The 15,414-nt window shown below is 37.5% G+C and carries 16 protein-coding genes; 11 read left to right on the top strand and 5 right to left on the bottom strand.

Annotation, left to right across the window (positions count from 1 at the left end):
- Positions 1-129 precede the first annotated feature (129 nt).
- Together asd and CXF64_RS10040 are read left to right on the top strand one after the other, a co-directional pair.
- Positions 130-1,269, top strand: coding sequence for an aspartate-semialdehyde dehydrogenase (gene asd / locus CXF64_RS10045; RefSeq protein ID WP_033012476.1), 1,140 nt, complete (start codon positions 130-132; stop codon positions 1,267-1,269).
- 338 nt (positions 1,270-1,607) lie between these two features.
- On the top strand, positions 1,608-3,497 hold the full coding sequence (locus CXF64_RS10040; RefSeq protein ID WP_232783797.1) for a putative bifunctional diguanylate cyclase/phosphodiesterase: 1,890 nt from the start codon (positions 1,608-1,610) through the stop codon (positions 3,495-3,497).
- Between the two features lie 232 nt (positions 3,498-3,729).
- On the opposite strand, the gene CXF64_RS10035 is transcribed toward CXF64_RS10040, so the two are convergent.
- Positions 3,730-4,893 carry a GGDEF domain-containing protein gene (locus CXF64_RS10035; protein WP_101216928.1) on the bottom strand — a complete coding sequence of 388 codons (1,164 nt, stop codon included), beginning with the start codon at positions 4,891-4,893 and terminating at the stop codon, positions 3,730-3,732.
- 489 nt (positions 4,894-5,382) lie between these two features.
- Between CXF64_RS10035 and CXF64_RS10030 the strand changes: the two genes are divergently transcribed.
- The gene (locus CXF64_RS10030) at positions 5,383-6,507 is read left to right on the top strand and encodes a DUF748 domain-containing protein (RefSeq protein WP_101216927.1); all 1,125 of its coding nucleotides are present in this window, start codon (positions 5,383-5,385) and stop codon (positions 6,505-6,507) included.
- 87 nt (positions 6,508-6,594) lie between these two features.
- Here the strand turns inward: CXF64_RS10030 and CXF64_RS10025 are convergent, their stop codons facing one another.
- A complete protein-coding gene (locus CXF64_RS10025) occupies positions 6,595-7,404 on the bottom strand; it encodes an ion transporter (protein WP_101216926.1) in 810 nt (269 codons plus the stop codon).
- Positions 7,405-7,504: 100 nt separating this feature from the next.
- Between CXF64_RS10025 and CXF64_RS10020 the strand changes: the two genes are divergently transcribed.
- The 5 genes from CXF64_RS10020 (at position 7,505) to CXF64_RS10000 (ending at position 9,701) form a co-directional block, all read left to right on the top strand.
- Positions 7,505-7,717 (top strand): hypothetical protein, encoded by a 213-nt coding sequence (locus tag CXF64_RS10020; protein ID WP_007583226.1) that lies wholly within the window; start codon positions 7,505-7,507, stop codon positions 7,715-7,717.
- Positions 7,718-7,732: 15 nt separating this feature from the next.
- Positions 7,733-8,014: a hypothetical protein gene (locus CXF64_RS10015; RefSeq protein ID WP_101216925.1), complete on the top strand. Its 282-nt coding sequence runs from the start codon at positions 7,733-7,735 to the stop codon at positions 8,012-8,014.
- A gap of 68 nt (positions 8,015-8,082) precedes the next feature.
- Complete coding sequence (locus CXF64_RS10010; protein WP_007583223.1) at positions 8,083-8,274, top strand: YwbE family protein; 192 nt, start codon at positions 8,083-8,085, stop codon at positions 8,272-8,274.
- Positions 8,274-8,792 (top strand): DUF4240 domain-containing protein, encoded by a 519-nt coding sequence (locus tag CXF64_RS10005; RefSeq protein WP_007377587.1) that lies wholly within the window; start codon positions 8,274-8,276, stop codon positions 8,790-8,792. The genes CXF64_RS10010 and CXF64_RS10005 overlap by 1 nt, the downstream gene beginning before the upstream one ends.
- A gap of 447 nt (positions 8,793-9,239) precedes the next feature.
- The gene (locus CXF64_RS10000; protein ID WP_101216924.1) at positions 9,240-9,701 is read left to right on the top strand and encodes a hypothetical protein; all 462 of its coding nucleotides are present in this window, start codon (positions 9,240-9,242) and stop codon (positions 9,699-9,701) included.
- A 20-nt stretch (positions 9,702-9,721) separates the two neighbouring features.
- Here the strand turns inward: CXF64_RS10000 and CXF64_RS09995 are convergent, their stop codons facing one another.
- The 3 genes from CXF64_RS09995 to CXF64_RS09985 all read right to left on the bottom strand — a co-directional run bounded on the left by CXF64_RS09995 (position 9,722) and on the right by CXF64_RS09985 (position 11,883).
- On the bottom strand, positions 9,722-10,981 hold the full coding sequence (locus CXF64_RS09995; RefSeq protein WP_101216923.1) for a Y-family DNA polymerase: 1,260 nt from the start codon (positions 10,979-10,981) through the stop codon (positions 9,722-9,724).
- A complete protein-coding gene (locus CXF64_RS09990) occupies positions 10,969-11,382 on the bottom strand; it encodes a S24 family peptidase (protein ID WP_010552918.1) in 414 nt (137 codons plus the stop codon). The genes CXF64_RS09995 and CXF64_RS09990 overlap by 13 nt, the downstream gene beginning before the upstream one ends.
- Positions 11,383-11,463: 81 nt before the next feature.
- Positions 11,464-11,883, bottom strand: coding sequence for a MarR family winged helix-turn-helix transcriptional regulator (locus CXF64_RS09985; RefSeq protein ID WP_007583213.1), 420 nt, complete (start codon positions 11,881-11,883; stop codon positions 11,464-11,466).
- A 295-nt stretch (positions 11,884-12,178) separates the two neighbouring features.
- On the opposite strand from CXF64_RS09985, the gene CXF64_RS09980 reads away from it, so the two are divergent.
- The 3 genes from CXF64_RS09980 to CXF64_RS09970 all read left to right on the top strand — a co-directional run bounded on the left by CXF64_RS09980 (position 12,179) and on the right by CXF64_RS09970 (position 15,349).
- Positions 12,179-12,922, top strand: a complete 744-nt coding sequence (locus CXF64_RS09980; protein ID WP_101216922.1) for a siderophore-interacting protein — start codon at positions 12,179-12,181, stop codon at positions 12,920-12,922.
- A 141-nt stretch (positions 12,923-13,063) separates the two neighbouring features.
- Positions 13,064-14,053, top strand: a complete 990-nt coding sequence (locus CXF64_RS09975) for an LLM class flavin-dependent oxidoreductase (protein ID WP_007583209.1) — start codon at positions 13,064-13,066, stop codon at positions 14,051-14,053.
- Between the two features lie 282 nt (positions 14,054-14,335).
- A complete protein-coding gene (locus CXF64_RS09970; RefSeq protein ID WP_101216921.1) occupies positions 14,336-15,349 on the top strand; it encodes a patatin-like phospholipase family protein in 1,014 nt (337 codons plus the stop codon).
- Positions 15,350-15,414: the final 65 nt, after the last annotated feature.

The raw sequence follows: 15,414 nt of genomic DNA, 5'->3' as shown, positions 1-15,414 counted from the left end.
CTCAGTATGAAAAATATTTAAGTTCTGTTTTATTCGCTAGTTTTAGCCGTCTACGAGTGTTAGTTTAGCGTTAATGAAAATTAAATCTCACGCAATGAATTTAATTTTTAATGTATTAAGGCATCTTTTATGAATCAAACAGTGGAACAAACAATGAAAAAAGTAGGATTAGTCGGTTGGCGTGGCATGGTTGGCTCTGTGTTATTAGAACGTATGCAGCAGCAAAGTGATTTTGCCCATATCGACACCACCTTTTTCACTACCTCACAAGCGGGTCAACTAGGCCCAGATATAGCGGGCGACGCAAAACCATTACTAGATGCAAGTGACATTAGCGAACTTGCTAAAATGGATATTATTGTTACTTGCCAAGGCGGTGACTACACCAATGCGGTATATCCAAAACTTCGAGAGTCGGGTTGGGATGGTTACTGGATTGATGCAGCTTCAGCGCTGCGTATGAGTGAGGACAGCATTATAGTGCTTGATCCCGTAAACAAAGATGTTATTGAACAAGGCTTAGAGCAAGGCGTTAAAACCTTTGTGGGCGGTAACTGTACTGTATCGCTGATGCTACTTGCATTAGGTGGTTTATTTGAGCAAGACCTAATTGAATGGGTAAGCCCAATGACTTACCAAGCGGCGTCGGGCGCTGGTGCACGAAATATGAAAGAGCTTATTGCACAAATGGGCGCTATTCATGCAAGTGTTGCAGATAAACTAGATAATCCAAGCTCTGCTATTTTAGAAATTGATAAAATAGTAAGTGAAACAATGGCGTCAAAAGACTTACCACAAGACCAGTTTGGTGTGCCATTAGCGGGCAGTTTAATCCCTTGGATTGACGTGCCTATGCCAAGTGGTCAATCTAAAGAAGAGTGGAAAGCACAGGTTGAAGCGAATAAAATTTTAGGTTCTTCAAAGCAACCAGTACCTATTGACGGTTTATGTGTACGTATTGGCGCTATGCGTTGTCATTCACAAGCGATGACCATTAAATTACGTGAAGATATTAGCGTAGAAAAAATTGAAGAAATTTTAGCGTCTCATAATGAATGGGTAAAAGTAATTCCAAATGAGCGCGAAATTAGCGCAACAGACTTAACACCAGTTAAAGTAACAGGTACTTTAACAATTCCTGTTGGTCGTATTCGTAAACTTGCGATGGGACCAAAATACATTAGCGCATTTACAGTAGGCGATCAGCTTTTATGGGGCGCGGCAGAGCCACTTCGTCGTATGCTCCGCATAATTGTTGATGGTGAGTAATACCAATTCGCAATAATACTTAATCAATTTGAGGGGGTAAATCTGACGCTAACTACGTTAAATATTTCTGATATAGAACAACTAAATAACGAAATTTTTGCCTTGTTATCGACACGATTTTCTTCTCTCAAAATAGATCACTTAATTAAGCGAATTGGTATAATATATAATCAGTATTAACAAAAGGGGTTGGCAATTTGCCAGCCCTTTTTAGTTTAATGGCTTATAAAACCGCTTAAGAGGCTTAAACAATACTTTTTTATGAATGTTCACTGTTGTTTATTATTGAACTTAAGTAAACTGTTTACATTGTGCAACAGCCTATTCAAGTAACATTAATGACCTCTCATACAAATAACTTTGCCAATAAGCGATTAGCATTTGTTAGCTCCTATTTTAGTTCTGCAATTGCTATAAACACGGTTGTTTCTTGTTTTCTTATTTTTAGCAGTATTAACCACAGCGCCTCGCAAGAAAAACTTTACTGGCTTTTTACGTTATCATTTATTTCATTACTTCGAATAGCCAGCCATGTATTTGTTAACAACACCCATGCTTTTAAATATCATCTGTATTTTATAGGTTTATTATTAACGGCTTTAACATGGGCTGCTTTCCCTATTTTGTTTTATGAAAATATGCCAATGCAGGAGAAGTTTGTATCACTCGTTGTTTTTAGCTCCCTTGCTGGTGGCGGTGTAAATGTTTTAGCTTCTGATATTCGTTCCTCCTTGTCGTATATAACCTGTTTACTGGTTCCTTTTAGTATTTTATTACTTTTACAGCCTATTGAAGATGAGAATGTACTAGGTATTTTAGGGCTCGTTTTATGGTTTATTTTGTGTTTTGTTACCGCTGTACGTTCTGCTAAAGATGTAAAGTCATCAATTAATAATGAACTTAAGTTAGATCAATTTATTGAAAACTTAGAAAACGAAGTGCAACTTCGTACCGAACAAATAATCCTTTTAGAGCAAAAAGACAATTTAACTAAATTGTTTAACAGGGGGAGCTTTGTTTCTAATGTTGAACTTGATTTAGCCAATCAAAATGATGATATTAAAGCCGTTTTATTTTTAGATATGGATGACTTTAAAATCATCAACGATAAATACGGTCACGATTTTGGTGACTTTGTTCTGGCCCAAACAGGTAAACGATTAGTTGAAACACAAACTCAGGGCGATTTTATTGCTTGTCGTTGGGGAGGGGATGAGTTTATTTTTTATTCTCGTAGTAACACCGAAGACGAACTTTTTGACTGTGTTTTTAGATTAGTTAAAACTTTAACGAAAACAGTAAGCATGGATAGCTATCAAGTAAACCCTTCTTTTAAAGTTGGGCTGTATTTTACGCGTGAAAATTTTAACCTTGAAGACGCGATTAAATACGCTGATGTTGCTATGTATGAAGGTAAGAAAAGCCGTAATGAAATATCGGTATTTGACGAGCGAATGCATGAATCGCTTAAAAGAGAAGAAGTACTTCGCAGCTCAATTAAAGAGTGCGTAGAAAAAGGTGACTTTCATCTGTGCTATCAACCTATTGTTGATATAAGCACAAATGAGATAACCACGTTTGAAGTACTACTTCGTTGGCAGTTTAATGATGAATTTATTCCCCCTTCAGAATTTATAGATATTGCAGAGCGATATGGAAAAATTAATATCCTCGGCGAATTTGTACTAGAACAAGCCATTGCGAGTTTAAGTAAGTTAAACGCTGTGAATAGTAAGATTGGATTGTCGATTAATGTGTCGGTGTTGCAACTAGAAAACCATAACTTTTTAGATTTTTTAGTTGCGCTTTTAAATAGATACGCAGTTAAACCATACAATGTGCATTTAGAAATAACAGAAACAGTCATGATCAAAAATTTACCGTATTTGTCAAAAGTGATTACGGCCATAAAAAATACCGGTGTGCGTATCTCTATTGATGATTTTGGTACTGGGTTTTCTTCTATATCGGTTTTAAAGGAGCTGTCAGTTGATTACATTAAAATAGACAAATCTTATATTGATAACATTTGTGAATGCTCAAAAGATAAAAGTATTGTATCTGCGGTAACTAACATGTCGCATATGATTGGATGCCAAGTAATAGCGGAGGGCGTAGAAAACCCCGCTCAGCTAACGTTATTACAAAGCTTACAAATTGATAAGTATCAAGGTTTTATATTCAGTAAACCAGTTAGATTTGCCGATGCGCTTAAACTTATTAGTTAGAGCGCTGACTTTTCAGGCACAAAGTTTGTTTTATCTAGGTTCGATTTAAGCGTGCCGTGCGTTTCTGGCTCGCTGCGAGCGGTAACTTCTTTTGTGTTATTCTATTAGCTTACATTCATATGAAAATAACTTAAAACGGAGCAATCCGCCTCGTTTTTTTAATGCTATTTGCCTAAAGATGCTGCCGAAAATTCAAGCTAAAAAGATAGGCAGGCCTTAGTAATAATGAACTTTATTGACTTAATTCGCTTATATGAACTACCTGATTACGCCCTCCATTTTTAGCATGGTAGAGTGCTTTATCTGCCTCATTTATTGCGCTTTCAATTGCGGTTTTATTGCATTTAATATTTATTACGCCAAAACTTGCCGTAACATTAATTACTTTATCATTAAAATGAATGGGACTACTGGCGAGTGCGTTTCTTAGTTTTTCGGGGAATGCTTTAGCTGTAGGCTCGTCGTTACGTGCTATTAATAAGGTAAATTCTTCGCCACCAATTCGGCCAAACAAATCATCTGGATTTATGCAGTCTTGCATTATTTTCGCCGCTTCTACTAACACCACATCACCTCCTGCATGTCCAAACTCATCGTTTATTTTTTTAAATTTATCTATATCCCAATAAATTAAGCTTACGTACTTATAATTATTAAGTTTATCTTTTAGTTGCTCTTGGCTTTTATTATAAAACCCACGCCTATTTAAGCAGCCCGTAAGTACATCAGTCATTGCAAGATGGTTCATTTTTTCGGCTAAATCAGACGCCATTATGAATATCATAAATACGGCCATGCCGACATGAGCAGCAGGGACAGTCATAAAATTAATTAATGTATATAGCGCTATATATTCTTCATTCACTTGGCTGCCTTGCAGTAATGCTATGCTTGCTGCAACAAATAAAAGTAATCCACATAGCGAATAAGTGATACTAGCGCCTATTTCAGCAGGGAGTGATTTTTGCTTATGCCTGAAAATAATAACCGCACTTAGTATCAGTAAGATCACATCGTAATACACATACAACGACATAAATAAGCCAACATGCACATTTATGGCTGTAAAATAATAAACAGCAGCAAGAGTTACTATTGCCGAGATGATTAAATAGCGAATTTTTATACTCGAATTTACCCTAATGCAATGCCCCCATGTACCAAGTAGCACAGAGCCTACTGAGAAGCTGCTTCCTAACATCCAATATAGTGTGTGAGAGTCAAATAATGGTTCTGCTAATATTGTTGCCCATTGGCATGCAGAGAGTGCGAATGCGATTGTCCAAAGCATGGCATATTGCTTTTTACCTAACGTAAACCACGACATTAAAAATATGACAGACCAAATAACACTGGTTAAAAAGAGGGTAACTAATATATAAAAAATAGGGGTCATGTATTTTTATTCTTGTTTGCGTTAATTTTACTTTAGTAGATGAAAGCGGTTTATTCGAATCAATGCAGGTTATTAGTTGGCAAAACTATAGATAGATAAGCATGGCAATCACTTCATTAAGCGGTGTATTTGAATAGTGGTATATCCTTTGCTGTAGTGATTGTAGTTTAAAGTTTTAAGCTTATATGACTTTGCTCTATCTGTAATTTTATACCTAACAGGTACTTAAGTTACAAATATTAGTAATTTTTACACGTTTATTTATGTACTTAATTAAAAAGTTTAACTAATTAGAGCCTGTTTATCTTTCGAGGTTAAATGTGCAGCTGTACGTTTGGTTTTTAGACAAGGTTGAGTCTATGTTGTGTGGTTGTTCTTCATAAATATGCGATAACGCAGCATTAATGCCAAACATACGCAGCCCCTAAATAGAACAAATTTTAATCCTTAAAGGTCAATAGGTCCTGGTTTTTAGCAAAGGAAATTAGAATGCATTTTTCATCTACAACATTTCACGCCAAATATTTTAAAGGTGTAATAGCGCTGATTGTATTGCTTATATTAATGCGAATAGCCGCGCCTTATGTAGTTCAATACTACGTAAATTATCAGCTAAAACATACGCAAGGTGTTACGGGGCATGTTGGTGATGTCGATTTGTTCTTATATCGCGGTGCCTACGCGATTGACGACGTTGAAATTTACGCTGTTGATGCAACTTCAGCTCCGAAGCCTTTACTGAGTATTCAAACTCTCGATTTTTCACTCGCGTGGTCAGCCCTTTTAAAGGGCAATTTAGTAACAAACATGGCCTTTACACGTCCTGAAATAGTTATTTACGATAAAGACCCCAATGCTTCTGAGCAAAATAAACAAGTAAAAGACGAAACTACCTGGGTAGGGCTCGCCAATAACTTAGTACTGTTTTCTATTGATACCTTAACAATTGAGCAAGGAAAGTTAACCTTAGTTAACTCAACCAATAGCGGTGAAAAACCCACTTTTATATCAAATATTAACGCCAAAATTGAAAATATTACGAATGCGCAAAACCTATCAAAAACACTTGTGACTACTCTAAACGTAGAGGGAGCATTAATGGGCGAGGCCGCTTTGAAGCTTAATGGCAAATTAGACCCTTTTAGCAAGCAGGCTAATTTTGATTTTAACGCAGAGGTACAGCGCTTTTCAGTTAAAAATTTAGACACTGTATTTAAAGTGTATACACCGTTTGATATTGAAGCGGGAGGCATTGATGGCGCTATGGAACTTGTGGCCAAAGATAATAACTTGAATGGTTATGTAAAAGCGGGCGTTCAAAACTTGAGTGTGTTCTCGTGGCGCGAAGATATAGAAAAAGATGACGACGGCATATTTACGGCCATATTTGAAGGCAGTGTTGATTTACTGGGCTCTATACTCGAAAACGATGAGTCAAAACTTGTTGCTGCACGTATTCCTATAGAGGGACAACTAGATAATACGGATGTTTCGACTTTTCAAGCTGTGATTTCGGTATTAGAAAACGCATTTTTTGATGCGTTTAAGATGAAAGTAGATAACGTTATTTCTTTTGAAGATACGGATAACAAACCTGATAACGAGGAAAATTAAAGCTCTTTGGTAATTCTATTTCAATTAGATCTTTAAATTGCACCCACTTTTTAAACTTTAAGTGGGTGCTTTAGTACTCTTATCAGATTAGTTTTTGCGGTTACTCAATAGCTCTTTAAGCTCAGCAATTTGGGATTGTAGTTCGTTTACTTGCCCTTGCGTTGCAGGTAATGAGCTGTCGTCTGCGAGCTCTTCTCGCGCTTTGCGGTGCTCCTCACTCATAACTTCTAAAATGGCACCTACCATCATATTTAAAAATACAAATGCGGTTAAAAATATAAACGTAAGGTAATAAATCCAGCTTAATTCGTGCACCGCCATTGTTTCGTACATTATGTCGGTCCAATCTTCAAACGTGGCCACCCTAAACAAGGTAAGCATTGAGATTGATACGTCTTGCCAAAGTACGGGGTTTATTTCCGCAAACATCATGCTGCCCATTGCAGCGTATATATAAAAAATAACAAACATTAATAGGGCTATATAACCCATTTGCGGAATGGCTTTAAGCAATGAGTTAACCAATAAGCGCAGCTCTGGGATCATCGATACCAATCGCAGTACTCTAAATATGCGCAGTAAACGAGCAATTAACATAGTAGAGCCAGCAGCAGGATATAAACTGCCCAATACTATGATGGTGTCGAATATATTCCATCCTTTAGAAAAAAAGTGTTTTATGCCTTTACTTGCAATAAAGCGGATTACTAGCTCAATTAAAAAGAATGCGGTAATGCCAACGTCCATCCAATTTAGAGCAAGCTCTACGGTAGGATGTAGTGAGTAAGTGTGCGCACCGACTGTCAGGGCAGAAACAATAATTACAGCTATAACAAATGATTGAAATATCTTGCTTTTGTCTATACGCTGAAACAACTTTTGTAACTGCGACATCATAGAAATAGATCCTTTGGAGATTAAGATTTTATGGCGCTAATATACAATAATATTGTAATAATTTAACGCTTTTTCGATATAGAAAGTGTAAGGAAATTTAATGTTTATCAATAAACTAAAAAGTAGCGCATTACTTATTGTTGGATTATGTGTTTTAGCTGGTTGTAGCTCTGACGCGCGTTTTCATGAAGTTCAATCGGCGCGCCTTGATGAATGTAACTATAAAGCCGACAAAGAATATTACGAATGTCTAGATAAACAAGACTCTAACTACGAAGAGTTTAAAAAACAGCAACAAGCAGAAACTAAATAAGTAACCTTTATATTTATGACTAAAACTCAAAAGCAGCGCGATAAGCACATTCGACTAGCACTTACTAATGCATGCGAGGCAATAAAAGAAAGCGTAATTGGTTTTGATTATCTAACGCATACTATTGATTTAAATAACGAGGCTAATACGTTAAAAGTACAGTGTTATTTTAATGATGATATAGCCCTTGAAAGTGCAAAACCGCAACTTAACGAATTAACAAATATAATACTCAAAGAGCTTTCGAGTATTAAGTTGAACGCAAAACCAGCACATATTTCATTTTCCGCCAATTAACAGAGCTTTTGTTGGTTTGATAGCACATGGACGTTATAATTAGATAAATTATTTTTAGGGTTTAAATTATGGCTGTTCCTACGCGTTCGCAAATTTCACCAGGTACCACAGTAAATATTGTATTAAAAGAAGATCAACGCAGCGGCACATTAACTGAGGGTGTTGTTGAGCGCCTTTTAACAAAATCACCAAATCACCCACACGGCATTAAAGTACGTTTAGAAGATGGTCAAGTTGGCCGAGTAAAAGAGATTTTATAATGGCAGCGTTAACAGAACAGGCTTTTTGGGAATTAGTAACAACGCCTGATTTAGGGCTCGATCCGCAAAGTGTGAGCGATAACCTAAAAACTAAACTTAATGATTTAAGCGATCAACACCTTATTGATTTTGATAAGCATTTTGGCATACATATGCGCAAGTGTTTTACCTGGGATTTATTTGGTGCCGCTTTTGTGATGGCTGGATGTAACGACGATTACGGCTTTAGCGAATTTAGATGTTGGTTAATTTCGCGCGGTAAAACAGTTTTCGAAAACGCCTTAGAAAATGCTGATTCTATAGCGCAGTGTACACCTGTTTATTACTTAAACGAGCAGCCTTATCCGTACATTGATGAGTATGACTTAATAGCCGGTTTATTATTTGAAGAACGCAGTGAAGACGAATTGCCGTTTATCCCATCTGGCAGTGATGAACCCAAAGGTAAACGTTTTAAAGACAAACCTAAGTTTTTAAAGCAAAGCTACCCTTTATTATTTGCAAAGTACTGGCAATAAAATAAATACCAATTCGTATAACTAGTTAAACAATCTAATGAGTTCAATTGACCCTTACAATTAGGCGCATTGGTATAAATCGTTTTGTTGTTTAAGTACGTATTAAATAAAGTGCTTAACAACAAAATGGTTTGTAATGAGTATCTAGGGCATGTTTACCTTTGGTGGTTGAATTTGTTCAATCCAAGAAGGATTTAATCGCGGCGCGAGATTTGTAACCTAGTGGGCTCGACAACTGCTCCTGCGTTATTCTAATGGCTTACATCCATGTAAGAATAATAAAAACCGAGCAAAGCTTCCGCGTCCTACTCACGCGCTCGCTCCTGTAATACGACTTCTCTCCTTTTATAGTAAATCTCTGTTATAGTTGTTAAAAGTTATAAAAGCTAAGTGATTAGGCATTTTGCTATTATTTAACACGCTGACTCACGAGGATACACCCACGAAATGAAATATTTAACACTCGCTTTATTAACTGTCGCTTTTACAAGTGCAAATGCTTTTTCTGAGCCGAGTAATAAAACACGATTTATACCGTTTTTAAAGTCAAAATTGGGGGCATACGAAGTTGTGTCGACCAATTCAGGGTTATGCGTTAATAGCGATTTGAGTTTGACAGACGTAAGTGATTTAAGTGCAGGTTTTAAACTTGGAGAACAAATTGTATTTGGATCGCTCCATAATGGTACTCGCACTATTAAAAAACCAAACTTTTGTTTTATAACCAGTACGCTTAAATATAAAAGTGATGGCCTTGAAAACGGTTTAAGAATGAGCCGTTGTGAAAACCCTGCAAACGAAAAAACAATCAGTCAAAGTATCAAGTTTTTAGCTGATAACACACTAAAATATACATTAAGCGAACCTAGTGTAGAGTGCACATTTAAAAAAGCAGACGAGAGCAAATAAAGCATCTAGTAAGTAGTAAATCATTCGCAGTATATTTTAGGGATATCGCGCCAACGCGTAGTGTACTGCGGCGATAAAAAATCACGATTCATGTGCCATCGGTCATTTAATTTACTGCTTGCAAGGCTGAGCATCCCTTTTCCGTATCGATTGTTAATTGTATCTAGGCATTGCATAAGCTTTGGATTATCAGGGCTCTTATTAAATAAGTCATTTTGCTGAAACTGTTCTGATATTAGCTCTACCGCGCCCACACCACACTTATAAAATCGGATCCCCGGTTGGTAAATATTATTAAATACCTCAGATACAGCATTAGCCATCACGCAAGTGTCGTTAGTGGGTGAGGGGAACTTATACACAAACGACTTTTTATAATATCTGTTTTCGTGCGCACCACTGGCTGCAAAAATATAAAGCTGGTGAGTAAGCGAGCGTTGCGCTCTTAGTTTATTAGCCACTGTGGTTACATGGTTAATTAGCGCTGTTTTAAGGGCTGTTGGCTCGCATATGCGCTCTCCAAAACTACGGGTCGAATAAATCTCCCGCTTGTCTTGTCGTACATCATCCCAGTTTAAACATCTTATCCCGTTAAGTTCGCTTACTGTACGTTCAACAACCACACTAAATGCACGGCGCATTGCTTTAGGGTTTTGCTGAGCAAGGTCCCAAGCGGTGTGTATATTCATTATTTTAAGCTTTTTAGCTAGTCGCCGGCCTATTCCCCAGACATCTTCGCAGCTCATTCTTTGTAAAATAGCTTGGCGAGTTTGCTCGCTATTTATTACTGCAACACCATTAAAGCCACTGAGCTTTTTAGCGGCATGGTTAGCGGCTTTTGCTAAAGTAGGGGTCGGGCCAAAACCAACACCTACAGGAAGTTTTGTTTCGCGCCATACTGTGCGCCTTATTGTATGGCCGTATTCATGCCAGTCTTTAATTAATGATGTGTAGCCATCAAAGTGCAAAAACGATTCATCAATACTGTATATGTGCTGTGTATCGCAAAAGCGGCCAATAATATTCATCATCTTGTCGCTTAAATCAGCATAAAGCTCGTAATTGCTAGAGCGAATAACAACGTTGTTTTGCTCAAGTAAATGCTTAACTTTAAAGTACGGGCCAAATTTAGGAATATTTAAGCGCCGAGCAATAGGGCAAATAGCGCATACACAGCCATCATTATTGGTAAGTACAACCACGGGTTTGGAGCGAATAGCAGGGTCGAATACTTTTTCGGCACTGGCATAAAACGACACAGCATCAACTAAGGCATACATTTTAGTAACTCTGGGCTTTGCCTGTGCATTCTTATTGATAGCGTTACTACGCCTTCTAGCTGAAATTCGTCTGCAGAGGTTAGTTGTACAGGCTTATGTAAAGAAGAAGCTGAAAGCAGCCGTGCATTGGTTTTATCAAGTAGTTTGCATACAAAAAGACCATTTAAGTTAGCAACAATAACGTCACCATTTTCTGCAGGCTCTGCACGGTCGATAACTAATAAGTCCCCTTCAAAAATTCCGACTTCTTGCATAGAGTTACCCGATGCAATACCAATAAACGTAGCATCTGGATGCTTTATTAAAAGCTCATCAAGGGTTACACCTAGCTCGGTGTACTGCGCTGCGGGGGATTCAAAACCACACACGCCTGCTTCTATATAAATGGGAATGACAAACATAACACAACCTAAAACGCATATACTGTATAAGTGTACAGTATATGCGTTTTGTGTAAGTTATGCCAAGAAATGTATGGCTGATCAATCCATGTTTTTGATCATTTGTTGTGCGGTATCTAAAAAGTCTTTGATTTGTTGAGGGTTTAAGTTTTTACACATTTGATTATTTATTTTCTGCTCTGAGGCTAATAACTTATCAAAAAGAACTTTACCTTGCTCTGTGAGCGACAAAATAAAGCAGCGTTTATCGTGCTCACTCGCCTGTTTATTAATTAAATTTAAGCCAATAAGATCTTTAATTAAACGTGCTATTTGCGCTTTGTCGCGCTGTGTTTTAGTAACTATATCGTTAGCCGTACAGTTATTTACGTTCGCGATAATATGTATGCAGCGTACGTGCATAGCATTAATACCAAGTTCGCCTGCGTTAATTGCTTCACGAATTGTGACACGGTAATTTTGCATTAGTTCAAACAGCGTATTTGATAAAGGTGTATTCATAGAATTCTCAATATAGTTGACAAAGTCAATTAATTTGCTATAGTTGATTTTATCAACCAATGGGGCGTTGTGCAATACCTGCTTTTTATAGCAGCCAATTATTATACCAATCTGCTTATATATGGGGTCTATTTAACGTTAAGAAAATTACGCTAGAACTAGGCAAAATTTTTGTATCTAGTTGTTCTAAATAAAAAATTGTTAACAACGTTATAGTGCAATTTAATTCGTTAAATTGATCAAAGATTTATGCAGGTTGGTATTAAAGTCTAAGTTTTGTAAAACGAGGTAATACATGAGTAAACAAGTTCGCAAAGCCAACGTATTAAGTACACAGCAAATCACACCCCACCTACAGCGTATTGTTGTAGGCTCTGAAGATTTTAACGACTTAACCTCACAGTACATTGGTAACTATGTAAAAGTACTATTTCCAAAAAATGGTGAAGTAGATTTTAACTTAAAAACAGCCTGTATACGGTCATATACAATAAGGCATGTAGATACACAAACAGGGGCGCTAACGCTTGATTTTGTTATAAATATGCACCAAGGCCCTGCAACTGACTGGGCTAAAATTGCAAAAGTAGGCGACGAGCTAGGTATTGCAGGACCAGGCCCTAAAAAGCTAGATAATTATGAGCATTCGCATTATGTATTACTAGGCGATTTAACATCGGTAAATGCAATAAAAGGGTATGCGCAGCAATTACCTTTAACTTCAAAAATTGATGCTTTTGTACATGTACCCACCGAAAAAGACATTATTGATTTAGAAACAAGCCGCGATGTTAATTGGCTTGTTACCGACAACGCTGACGAAGCGCTACTTAGCGCGCTTCAAAATTTGCACATTACAGCAGAGCCTCCCATTGTATTTATGGCATTGGAAGCTGGGCTTGTACGTAGGGCAAAAACACTGCTAACAGAGCAATTTAATATACCGCGCAGTAATATTGTTTCCTCAGGTTATTGGAAAAAAGGCGTAGACTCAGAAGGCTATAAAAAGCAGCGCCAACGTGATGCACAGCTTGCCTGAATACCTTAGAGCAAAATAACATATACCTATTTTGCTTTAATACCTCTGCGTAACTTGAATTGACCTAATAGCAGACCCATTTAAGTGTTTTATGCTAATGATGTAATCCATTATTAGCATGCATTTTTAGGAGCTGCTATTTTGTTAAATTCCATTCCTTTTTCGTTATTAGAACTTGCCCCCATGATCAAAGGGGACAGCGTTACTAACACTCTTCATAAAAGTACTAAATACGCCCAACGTGCAGATGAACTTGGCTTTAACCGTTTTTGGCTTGCTGAGCATCATAATATGCCAGGAATAATTTGTGCTGCCACTTCTATTTTGGTTGGCCATATTGCAGGTAATACCAAAAAGATACGCGTTGGATCGGGCGGTATTATGCTGCCAAACCACTCCCCATTAGTTGTTGCTGAACAATTTGGTACGTTAGAGAGCTTATATCCAGGGCGAATAGATTTAGGACTAGGGCGCGCACCAGGCAGCGACCCTGTAACGAGTCGTGCATTAAACAACGATATGAGCCGTGCAGAAAACTTCCCGGGTGAAGTAACTGAACTGCAAACATTGTTAGGTCCTTACAACGGTACGCACCCTATACGTGCTATACCGGGTGAGGACACAAACGTTCCTATTTGGTTATTAGGCTCGAGTTTATTTAGCGCGCAACTAGCGGCGCAAAAAGGGTTACCGTATGTATTTGCAGGACATTTTGCACCGCGCTTCGTGCACGATGCAATAGCGTTGTATAAGCGCGAATTTAAAGCATCAAGCGTACTTGATAAGCCATACGTAATGCTTGCACTGCCTTTAGTGGCAGCAGACACCGACGATGAAGCGCAATACTTGTCGACTACTTCTAAGCAACGTGTGCTCGAACTGATACGCGGTAACGAGCTGTGGCTAAAACCACCTGTTGAAAGCATGGATGGGTTATGGAGCGAACAAGAACGCGCTCATGTAGAGAACTTTTTAAGTCTAAGCGTAGTAGGCGGACATGTAAGTATTAAACACAAGTTAGAGATGATAGCGAAACAGCTAGAAGTTGATGAGTTTATATTTACCAATGATGTATTCGATAGTGAAAAACGCCACCGTGCACTCGAAATTTTAATGGAAATAAAGCACTAAAATATAGTTAGTTAAGCAAGCGTACACTCTGGGCTTGTTAGCATACAGACATCATCAAAAGTTAAACTTTTTTAACTCATTTTATTAACTTTAAGTGATGTCTGTATTTGTTATTTAAATATTCAAAGTAAATTTGATTGCTATTTTTAGTATATATTTTGCTTTATATATCGTTCTGTTTTTTCAATCGAACTGATTTAAATAATCAATTTTAAGATATCACTTTTATTTTTTATAATGTATGTATTAAACCAAACATCATTAAATAAAGGTAGGTTCACCGTGAAGTCTCTAAATAGCGCAACAGCTAATTCAGTTAACAAAACAGCGCAACCAAAAGTTGCACTGATTGCTGAAGGTGGCGGGCAGCGAGGGATCTTCACAGCTGGCGTACTTGATGCGTGGTTAGAGCAAGAATATGACCCATTCGATTTATTCATTGGCACCTCTGCAGGTTCGCAAAACTTAACTAGTTACTTAGCGCGTCAAAAAGGCTATGCCAAACGCCTAATTAGAGGGCTTTCGCGTAACAAACGTTTTTTTCAGCTTGGTCGCGGATTAGTGGGTAAACACATAGTTGATTTAGATTGGTACTTTGACAAAACCACCGAGGTAAAAAGAGCCATAGATTTTAAAACAGCTAAAACGAGTTTAGGCGCGCGTGAGCTACTTATAACAGCCACTAATGCACGAGACAGAAAAGCATATTACCTATCACCTACGGGTGAGAGTGGCCAATGGCGTGATTTGTTAAAGGCTTCTAGCGCACTCCCGTTTTTATACAAACAAGGTGTAAAGTTAACACCTTGGTTAAACGCAAAAGCAGCTAACGAAATACACCTTGCTGAAGAGCAAGTACAGAGCGATTTTTATCTAGACGGCGGTTTAGCAGCTCCATTACCAGTACGTGAAGCTTACAACCGAGGCGCTCGTAAAATTGTAGTAATAAGAACGGTTGACGCTAATTTTCAAGCGCAATCTGCATGGGTACAAAAGCTAAGAGCATTTGCTATAGCATCAGGCTATTGTCCAAAAACATTGGACTACTTAATACAGCACGAGAAAGCGTATTTAGATGAGCTAGAGTTTATTGCAAAACCACCAAGTGATGTAGAAATAATACAAATTTTTGCAGACGAAAAACTGCATAGCAAATTATTAGGTAGTTCGAATAATGATTTACGTTTTGATCATAAATTAGGCTTAGATGCCGGTCGCTCATACTTAGCAATGCAAAATTTACAGATTAACAGCAACAACTATTACAGTGCACCTACACAATACAGCTATAACTAATTAAATATAATTACAAAAAAGCGCATAACTTTATGCGCTATTTTTTTGCCATTCTTAATCCTCAT

Source organism: Pseudoalteromonas sp. GutCa3 (assembly GCF_002836155.1).
GTDB lineage: Bacteria > Pseudomonadota > Gammaproteobacteria > Enterobacterales > Alteromonadaceae > Pseudoalteromonas > Pseudoalteromonas arctica.
Note: the sequence above shows the minus strand (reverse complement) of the source record. Positions and strands in the feature narration are given on the sequence as shown.

Bases quoted from the DNA above. Each gene is read 5' to 3' on its own strand.
- CXF64_RS10020 (WP_007583226.1), top strand. From the start codon at position 7,505: ATGTTTATCAATAAACTAAAAAGTAGCGCATTACTTATTGTTGGATTA.
- CXF64_RS10030 (WP_101216927.1), top strand. From the start codon at position 5,383: ATGCATTTTTCATCTACAACATTTCACGCCAAATATTTTAAAGGTGTA.
- CXF64_RS10040 (WP_232783797.1), top strand. From the start codon at position 1,608: ATGACCTCTCATACAAATAACTTTGCCAATAAGCGATTAGCATTTGTT.
- asd (WP_033012476.1), top strand. From the start codon at position 130: ATGAATCAAACAGTGGAACAAACAATGAAAAAAGTAGGATTAGTCGGT.
- CXF64_RS10025 (WP_101216926.1), bottom strand. From the start codon at position 7,404: ATGATGTCGCAGTTACAAAAGTTGTTTCAGCGTATAGACAAAAGCAAG.
- CXF64_RS09990 (WP_010552918.1), bottom strand. From the start codon at position 11,382: ATGTTTGTCATTCCCATTTATATAGAAGCAGGCGTGTGTGGTTTTGAA.
- CXF64_RS09995 (WP_101216923.1), bottom strand. From the start codon at position 10,981: ATGTATGCCTTAGTTGATGCTGTGTCGTTTTATGCCAGTGCCGAAAAA.
- CXF64_RS09985 (WP_007583213.1), bottom strand. From the start codon at position 11,883: ATGAATACACCTTTATCAAATACGCTGTTTGAACTAATGCAAAATTAC.
- CXF64_RS10010 (WP_007583223.1), top strand. From the start codon at position 8,083: ATGGCTGTTCCTACGCGTTCGCAAATTTCACCAGGTACCACAGTAAAT.
- CXF64_RS10015 (WP_101216925.1), top strand. From the start codon at position 7,733: ATGACTAAAACTCAAAAGCAGCGCGATAAGCACATTCGACTAGCACTT.
- CXF64_RS10035 (WP_101216928.1), bottom strand. From the start codon at position 4,893: ATGACCCCTATTTTTTATATATTAGTTACCCTCTTTTTAACCAGTGTT.
- CXF64_RS10005 (WP_007377587.1), top strand. From the start codon at position 8,274: ATGGCAGCGTTAACAGAACAGGCTTTTTGGGAATTAGTAACAACGCCT.
- CXF64_RS09980 (WP_101216922.1), top strand. From the start codon at position 12,179: ATGAGTAAACAAGTTCGCAAAGCCAACGTATTAAGTACACAGCAAATC.
- CXF64_RS10000 (WP_101216924.1), top strand. From the start codon at position 9,240: ATGAAATATTTAACACTCGCTTTATTAACTGTCGCTTTTACAAGTGCA.